At 36.1% G+C, this 7899-nt stretch carries 8 protein-coding genes; all 8 read right to left on the reverse strand.

Translation table 11 applies throughout. The annotated features are described in order from the left end of the window. Positions 1 to 108: 108 nt before the first annotated feature. Complete coding sequence (locus HMPREF2637_RS02820; protein ID WP_060972710.1) at positions 109 to 990, reverse strand: DNA/RNA non-specific endonuclease; 882 nt, start codon at positions 988 to 990, stop codon at positions 109 to 111. Between the two features lie 61 nt (positions 991 to 1051). Further along, positions 1052 to 1240 (reverse strand): DNA-directed RNA polymerase subunit beta, encoded by a 189-nt coding sequence (locus HMPREF2637_RS02825; protein WP_070839024.1) that lies wholly within the window; start codon positions 1238 to 1240, stop codon positions 1052 to 1054. 1 nt (position 1241) lies between these two features. Continuing rightward, the gene (gene murA, locus HMPREF2637_RS02830; RefSeq protein WP_064525319.1) at positions 1242 to 2513 is read right to left on the reverse strand and encodes a UDP-N-acetylglucosamine 1-carboxyvinyltransferase; all 1272 of its coding nucleotides are present in this window, start codon (positions 2511 to 2513) and stop codon (positions 1242 to 1244) included. Positions 2514 to 2580: 67 nt separating this feature from the next. Then, the gene (locus HMPREF2637_RS10740; RefSeq protein WP_073686532.1) at positions 2581 to 2817 is read right to left on the reverse strand and encodes a DUF1146 family protein; all 237 of its coding nucleotides are present in this window, start codon (positions 2815 to 2817) and stop codon (positions 2581 to 2583) included. Between the two features lie 268 nt (positions 2818 to 3085). Then, positions 3086 to 4189, reverse strand: coding sequence for a family 8 glycosyl hydrolase (locus HMPREF2637_RS02835; RefSeq protein ID WP_004182617.1), 1104 nt, complete (start codon positions 4187 to 4189; stop codon positions 3086 to 3088). 8 nt (positions 4190 to 4197) lie between these two features. Further along, positions 4198 to 5508: a glycosyltransferase family 2 protein gene (locus HMPREF2637_RS02840; RefSeq protein WP_004182618.1), complete on the reverse strand. Its 1311-nt coding sequence runs from the start codon at positions 5506 to 5508 to the stop codon at positions 4198 to 4200. Positions 5509 to 5650: 142 nt separating this feature from the next. Beyond that, positions 5651 to 6424 (reverse strand): hypothetical protein, encoded by a 774-nt coding sequence (locus tag HMPREF2637_RS02845; protein WP_064525322.1) that lies wholly within the window; start codon positions 6422 to 6424, stop codon positions 5651 to 5653. A gap of 2 nt (positions 6425 to 6426) precedes the next feature. Beyond that, on the reverse strand, positions 6427 to 7578 hold the full coding sequence (gene wecB / locus HMPREF2637_RS02850; protein ID WP_004182621.1) for a non-hydrolyzing UDP-N-acetylglucosamine 2-epimerase: 1152 nt from the start codon (positions 7576 to 7578) through the stop codon (positions 6427 to 6429). Positions 7579 to 7899: the final 321 nt, after the last annotated feature.

The following is a 7899-nucleotide window of genomic DNA, read 5'->3' on the forward strand; positions in this document are numbered from 1 at the left end:
TCTCTAAACAATGGGAGCAAGCTAGTGAATAAAACAAAAAACTCACCTGAGGGTGGGTTTTTGTTTTCTGGATACTAAAAACGACTCCAATCCGAGTCGTTTGTTGCTTTAATTCACCGTTACTTTTCCTGAATAATAATCTAGGGTAATCCCTTCTTGTACATTTGGAACAAAGACATTGAACTCAAGTGAGCCATCAGCTGACTTGGCTTCAAGGTGTGATCCTGATGGAATGAGGTTATCTCCTTCATAAATGAGGGTAACACGGTAACGGACACGTTTATTTTTATCCTGAGCTTTTCGTACCAGACTTTCATAATAGTTTTGTCCTGTAGAACTTTCGCTATTAGCTTGGTTAGCCCAAGCAGTTTGAACGGCAATATTTTCTGGATTTGAAGTCGAGGCATCAAATCCTTTGAGACCACCTACAAGTGCATAGCCCAACAAATGACCTCTATCTACGGCATGGCTATACTCTCCTGAAAGATTGTGAACTTGATGCCATCCCGCAGGTGTCCAAGAGGTTGAGCCATTCCCTGTTTCTTGACGATTTTTGTACTGTCTGGTTGCTTTACTTAATAAGGCATTCGCAACTGTAGGAACCGTTTGTCCTTGAACCGTTTTGACTTGGTTATTGGCATAGGGTTGGCTAGAAACCTTAGCATTTAGATTAGTCTTATTACCATTAACAATATAAGCCCCTGCCCCATTCCATTCAATGGAGTTTCCTAGTTGACTCTTGACGGAGCTAGTCATCACTGACTCAGCAAGCTGCTCTTGTGGCGTAGCCTTTCCATTTGTTGAACCGTTTGATTTAACGGAGTTATTGGATTTTCCCGAGACTAGACTAGCTACCTGCTTGATTGGATTATTAGGCGATAGCTTATTGCTCGTCCCAATGTAACCTAAAACTGCAATCAAGACCGCTATTAGTAACGAGACTAGCTGACGTTTCTGTTTATTTGTTAAAGATGTCTTTCTTTTTGCCATTGTTCTCTTTCTTTTATATGAATGTCATGACTAAAGGAGCGGGATTACTTCCCACTCCCTTTTATTTTCCTGTAAATTTAGCAACAATTGCCTGCCAGGTTTCTGGTTTTAAGATGCTTATAGGATCCTTGCCCTCTCCTAAAACAGCATAGCCAATCATCAATCCGATTGCTAGAAAAGCAAGGCCAATCACACACACACTCAAAACAAGTAATAATTGACGAAAAACATAGCCTTTAACAGTTTCCATACTAAGCCTCACTTACACGTGAAATATTTGCTCCTAGTTTAGCTAGTTTCTCATGGAATTGATAGTAACCACGATCCAAGTGTGTCAACTTACCAACAGTAGTTGTTCCTTCAGCCACCATCCCTGTAAGAATTAGTGCTGCCGAAGCTCGAAGGTCAGTAGACATAACTTGAGCACCTTGAAGTGGCAAACCACCGTGAATCATAGCCGTATCACGAAGGATTTCTGAATGAAGTCCCATACGACGCATTTCTTCTAAGTGTTGGAAGCGATTCTCAAAGACTGTTTCAATCATGGTTGATTCCCCGTTTACCACTGCCATAAGTGCTGTAAATTGAGCTTGCATGTCAGTTGGGAAACCTGGGTGAGGTAGAGTTTTAACGGTTACTGGTTTCAATTGTGAAACATCAGATTTAACACGAATACCACCGTCTTCTTCCTTAACATAGACACCCATTTCCAATAATTTTGAAATCAAAGGACGGTTATGTTCCCAAATAGCATCTTTGATAAGGACATCACCAGAAGTCATGGCTGCTGCTACCATAAAGGTACCTGCTTCAATACGGTCCTGAACAACTGCATGTTTAGTACCATGGAGAGCTTTAACACCTTTAATCACGAGTGATTCAGTTCCAGCACCTTTGACATCTGCTCCCATCTCGTTAAGAAGAAGGGCCAAGTCAACGATTTCTGGTTCACGCGCAGCATTTTCAATGGTTGTAACTCCATCAGCCAAAGTGGCTGCCATCATAAGGTTTTGAGTGGCACCGACAGATGGAAAGTCCATATAAATAGTTGCACCTTTTAGTTTTTCTGCTGTCGCAGTGATGTCACCACCAACTTGGGTAATTTTAGCACCCATTGCTTCTAAACCTTTGAGGTGGAGGTCAATCGGACGGCTACCAATCGTACAACCACCAGGCATTGAAACCTTCGCGTGGCCATTGCGGGCAAGAATTGGTCCAAGTACTACGATAGACGCACGCATCTTGCTCACATACTCATATGGCGCCTGATCGAGAATTTCTCCACTAGCATCAACGACAACGGTATTGTTTTCCTCGTCAAAGTCTACAGCAATATCTAAACCACGAACAACATTATTCATCGTGTAAACATCTGACAAGATTGGAACATTAGTTAAGGTTGTTTGACCTTCCGAGGCCAAGATAGTCGCTGCCAACAAGGGTAGGACAGCGTTTTTAGCACCTTCAATGACAACCTCACCACTTAATCGAGTGTTGCCACCCTGCACAATAATTTTATCCATAAGGATTCCTTTCAAGGGTCATTTTCATCTTTTTGTATTATATCAAAAGTCTTTTAAAAACACTAATTTAAGAAATCAAGCTTGCTAACGATTGACATAGCGTTAAAACATATATAAAGAATGAACTTACTAGAAAACCAATGGCAATACTAATAAAAAGCAAGAATAATCTCAATTTTCCAGTGTTAACAATAACATTTTTGGTTATTTTTTCCCAATCAAAAAGCGTATTCACCATCTGATAAGTTAAACCAATAAAAACCAAGTGGCTCGCTAGAGGAACCATATCATTTAAAATAGTCATCAAACTATTATATCATAGAAGACTTACATAAAACATAAGAAGAATCATTAAAAATACGACTTTTTACATTTGATTTCTTTATTAGTTTTCACCATTAAGAGCCATTGTTAACCAACTTAAGAATCTTTCAAAATGAGATTTTCCGTGTTCATTCGAGATTGAAATTTAATTTATTTTCAATCATTAGTCATAAGAAAAAATCTTCCCTAAGCTACTGTTTCCAAATAACAGGTTTAGGGAAGATTTTGAGTCATTAGTTAACTATTACTTAGAAGAATTCCATGGCTACTAAAGTAATAATCGCAGAATCATAATAATTCTTAACAGGAAGATCCTGCATAAAGACAATCTTATTCTGCTGAACTAATTTCAAGTACTTTTGATCCTTCTCAGCCGCAAAAGCAATTGGTGCTTTAAAACTTGCAGCTTGGTGGTCGTCTAAAAACTTACCAGACAAATTGTAATTTGAAAAGACATTTTTCTGAGTCATAAAGAAATCCAACATCTTATTAAGGACTTTCTGACTCTTTTCATCGTTACTCTGAGTAAGATTGTATGGAAGACGACAAGCATTATAAGAATACGTTGAATCAAACTGATTTGAGATGGTGTAAGGCTTAACCACACGAGCCCCTGATTCATCCACCCAGATAAAGTCTGGAATTAATCCAGTCTTAGTTTTAGAACTAATCGTTTCAAGACTACTTAACATCTTGTTATTAATATCCAACCATTTTTTATCTTTTGTAACTTCATAAAAAGCTTGGAACTGCTTAGGTACAGTATCTGAAGTTCTCATAAGATTATAATATTTGGAATCTTTGTTCGCCCAGTTCCCAACAGTCAAAATTCCAATATTTTCATTATAGTTATACTTGAGAATATCCTGCAAGAGGGCCTTGGCCTGTGTTTGATACTCATCTTTATGGCTTGGCCATTGTTTTGAGGCTTCAATCAAGGCATAGGCAATATAAAGGTCCCCGTCAGTTGCATTGTGATCATCAACATTTTTAGCACTTTTTTGAACAATTTGTTCCCAAGACATCAATTGATTGCCTTCAATACGATGTGACAAATAATACTTGTAGAGTCTTTCAAAATCTTTTTGATTAGCTAAACCTTTCTTAGCTGCTCGCACGGTGATTAGCATTCCGTAACTTTGTGACTCGGAAAGAACAACATCTTTGTCTTTGTCATTAGTAGTTTTGACATATGCTTCGTTGCCTTTTTTGACTACGAAGTGTTTTTCCCATTTTTGATAAATTCTATCTTGAATATCAGTTTTCGTTTTCATTCTTATGGTAAACATTGAAAAAACAAATAAGCCAAGGATAACTACAAACCATAAATATTTAAAATATTTTGTTTTCATACATACTCCTATTCTGCAAAACGCTTAGTTTTAACCCATGTTGTTCCTTCACGATGAAGAATTTTATCCATGATAATAGACCACAACGAATCTAAAGAAACAATAATGAATAACTGTGCGTAACTAAAATAAGAGAGAATCGCTAACCAAATTTGTTTGCTGGTTGCTTGTCCAAATTGTGAAGCTAGGGCAACATTGATTTGCAATAAATATAATCCAATCATCAAGAGCCAGTTAAACAACATTAATTGAGCAATGTAAATATTACTTGCATCAAAGGCAAACGGAATCTGCACGGTTGGGAAAAAGATATGTAAAACAATGGCTAAGACATTAGCAAAGAAGATTAAATCAGATAAGACAATTGCACCATTAAACCAGAAGAAAATACAAGAGTAATTCGCTACTTCTAGTTTTACACGCCAATTTCCTTTACCGAACAAATGTTTAAAATTCGAGATAACAACTTCGTAATTACCTTTTGCCCAACGCTTACGTTGCATATAATAACTTTTAAGCGTTTCAGGTTCTTGTTGGAAGGCTTCAGAATTATATGCCAGGGCAATTAATTTACCACTTTGCATAATCTTGAAGGAAATATCGGTATCTTCGGTCAAGGCACCATTTCGCCAACCACCAATACTTTTAACGAATTCAGTTTGAATAATGAAGTTCGTTCCTGGAATACGACCAATTTTAAATAAATGCCACATTCCAACGTGGTGAACACGTTGCGTGACAACAATCTCTTGATTGATACAACGTGTTAAGAAATTTTGTTTTGCATTTCTTGTTTTATTACGGCCAAAGGACGCCACTCTTCGTTCTGGATCCTTCATCACTTCTTTAACTAAGAAGTAAAGTGCATTAGTTTCAGGCATGGCATCCGCATCATAAATACAGATATATTCTCCATCAGCCATTTTAAGGGCATCGTTCAGAACACCTGCTTTACCACCAGTACCCTTACGATTAATAATGGTAATATTACGTCCAGCATACTCTGGCAAGGCTTGAACAGCTAAACACTCTTGGTAAGTATTATCTGAACAGTTATCCGCAAACAAAAGTAGCTCAACCTTGTCATGAGGATAATTCATATTCAAGATAGCTTTAGCCGTTTGAGAGATAACAACATCTTCATTATGGGCTGGAACTACAATCGTAACCTTAGGATAATAAGGAAGTTCCTCCTTATCAACCTTAAAATCACTATGTTTCAACCAAAAATGAACAGCTGATACCAGAATAACAACACCCCAAATTAAGGAAATCCAGATGGATATTAGGGTGAAAATCATTAAAAACTGACTAACCATGTTTCACCGCCTTGAAATTATGAGAAACACGTTCATATACTACTGTATAAACAGTAAACAAAACAATGAAAGCAATCGCAAAAATAAGGCTAATACATAAAGCAAATACAAAAAACAAGTTTGTGATAGTCATAACTTCCCCCTAATACTCAACAATAATATCCGTTTCTAACTGACGGTTTAAATTACTCATTAATTCACTATAGTTATCAATTTTTTTGGAATTCTTTTTATCAATGACAAGAAAACCTGATTGAAATTGAATACCTTGATAACTACTTCCCCTAGTGAATGTCATTTCTTTTAGATGTTCTTCAAGACTAGTTTTATAAATCTTTTCTAAGTTTCTAGATTCATTTTTTGAGAGGATTAAGTAGCTCCCCTCAGAAACATAAAAGACTTGCTCAAAGCGATCCAGCTTATCTGAAATCTGATGATAGATACTAGTAAGCAAATGGTTATATTCACGAGGACTCAATTCAAAGAATTGTTCTTCATGAGACCAATGTATCAAAAGTGCTTGAACAGGTTTTTTATCCTCTAATAAATCACGATAAGCGTTACTAGCCTTGACTTCTTCAATCTGAACAGATGAAATAAATTTATAGAAGGAATACTTAATCTTTGAAAGTATCCCCATTAACAAAGGAAAACTGAATATAAGAACTAATGTATCATTCAGTGGAAGATAGACAACACCACTAACCAATACAAAGATACTTAAAGCAAAACTTAAAATGATTAGCCAAGTAATCAGAATCTCTGTTAAGAAACATACTGCAGCAATACCTAAAAACAGAAAGAAAGCTTCAAACATGAATAAATTAGGATTGACTTGATTACAGTAGAGAAATAGTAATGCTTCAAAGAAAATCAAACATAAAATCCAATACCAGATTTTTTTATCTCTTTTCACACTCAATTTCCTCCTTCGTGAAACTCTGATACAGAATCTTCCAAATTAAAGTACACTTTAATCGCTTGAACAATTCTCTCAGATGCTTTACCATCACCATAAGGATTAGGAGCTTCAGACATTTCTTTATAAAGAGCTTCTTCAGTTAAAAGTGAAGTCATTGCTTCTTTCACCTTGTCTGGATCAGTTCCGACAAGTTTCAATGTTCCTGCTTTAACACCTTCTGGACGCTCTGTTGTATCTCGTAATACTAAAACAGGTTTTCCAAGTGATGGAGCTTCTTCTTGAACACCACCAGAATCCGACATAATAAAGTAACTTCTAGAAGCTAAATTATGAAAATCAAAGACATCTAAAGGTGCGATAAGATGAATTCTATCATGGTCACCTAAAATTTCCTTTGCTGCAGCTTGTACAGAAGGGCTCAAATGAACAGGGTAAACCACTTCAATTTCAGAATGCTCATCTACCATATGACGAAGAGTTTTAAATACTCGACGCATTGGCTCACCTTGATTCTCTCTTCGGTGCATTGTTACTAAGATAATTTTTTTATTCTCATCGATTTTATCGAGAACTTCATGATAATAATTATCTTTAACTGTAAGCTTTAAGGCATCAATCGCTGTGTTACCAGTGACATAAATTGCCTCTTTTTTATGATTTTCCGACAATAAGTTTGCTTTACTTTCTTGAGTAGGTGCAAAATACAAATCAGAAAGGCTGTCAGTCATCTGACGATTCATTTCCTCTGGATATGGTGAATATTTATCATAAGTTCTAAGCCCAGCCTCAACGTGACCGATACTTACTTTATTGTAAAATGCAACCAAGCCAGCAGCAAATGTTGTTGTTGTATCACCATGAACCAAAACCAAATCAGGTTGTTCCTTCTTAACAACTGGATCAAAATTTGCCAAAATTTTAGAAGTAATTTCCTGAAGTGATTGGTTTTTTCCCATGATATCCAAATCATAATCAGGAACTATCTCAAAAGTCTCCAAAACTTGGTCAAGCATTTGACGGTGTTGAGCTGTGACTACTGTAATAGTATTAATGGTTTCTTGATGTTTTTTCAACTCAAGAATTAATGGCGCCATCTTAATTGCCTCTGGTCTTGTCCCAAAGACAACCATAATATTTAATTTTCCCATAAGATCCCCCCTATGACCTATACGAAATCAATATAATATTGACAAATAACACTCTACATTATCACTTTATTATCCCCAATAATAAGGAAGATGAGATACTCTTCCTCCAAAAGCATTAAAGGGAATGCCCTGGCTTATTGGTCATATTTCGAAATGATGTAAAGTAGATAAAGAAAAAGGTCTCAATAAAAAGACTATCATTACGTATAAAATTCAAGAAGTTAAGAAAAAGTCAACTCATATCACCCAAGGATATCAATTGTTTTGAGCTATTTAGTCTTCTCCCTCGAATTTAAAAATACACTATTTAATAAATAAAAA

The organism is Streptococcus sp. HMSC065H07 (assembly GCF_001837325.1).
In the GTDB taxonomy this organism is placed as follows: domain Bacteria; phylum Bacillota; class Bacilli; order Lactobacillales; family Streptococcaceae; genus Streptococcus; species Streptococcus salivarius_H.

What these genes read in the sequence shown, in the direction of transcription:
- HMPREF2637_RS02820 (WP_060972710.1), bottom strand. Translation starts at nt 990, where the DNA reads ATGGCAAAAAGAAAGACATCTTTAACAAATAAACAGAAACGTCAGCTA.
- HMPREF2637_RS02825 (WP_070839024.1), bottom strand. Translation starts at nt 1,240, where the DNA reads ATGGAAACTGTTAAAGGCTATGTTTTTCGTCAATTATTACTTGTTTTG.
- murA (WP_064525319.1), bottom strand. Translation starts at nt 2,513, where the DNA reads ATGGATAAAATTATTGTGCAGGGTGGCAACACTCGATTAAGTGGTGAG.
- HMPREF2637_RS10740 (WP_073686532.1), bottom strand. Translation starts at nt 2,817, where the DNA reads ATGACTATTTTAAATGATATGGTTCCTCTAGCGAGCCACTTGGTTTTT.
- HMPREF2637_RS02835 (WP_004182617.1), bottom strand. Translation starts at nt 4,189, where the DNA reads ATGAAAACAAAATATTTTAAATATTTATGGTTTGTAGTTATCCTTGGC.
- HMPREF2637_RS02840 (WP_004182618.1), bottom strand. Translation starts at nt 5,508, where the DNA reads ATGGTTAGTCAGTTTTTAATGATTTTCACCCTAATATCCATCTGGATT.
- wecB (WP_004182621.1), bottom strand. Translation starts at nt 7,578, where the DNA reads ATGGGAAAATTAAATATTATGGTTGTCTTTGGGACAAGACCAGAGGCA.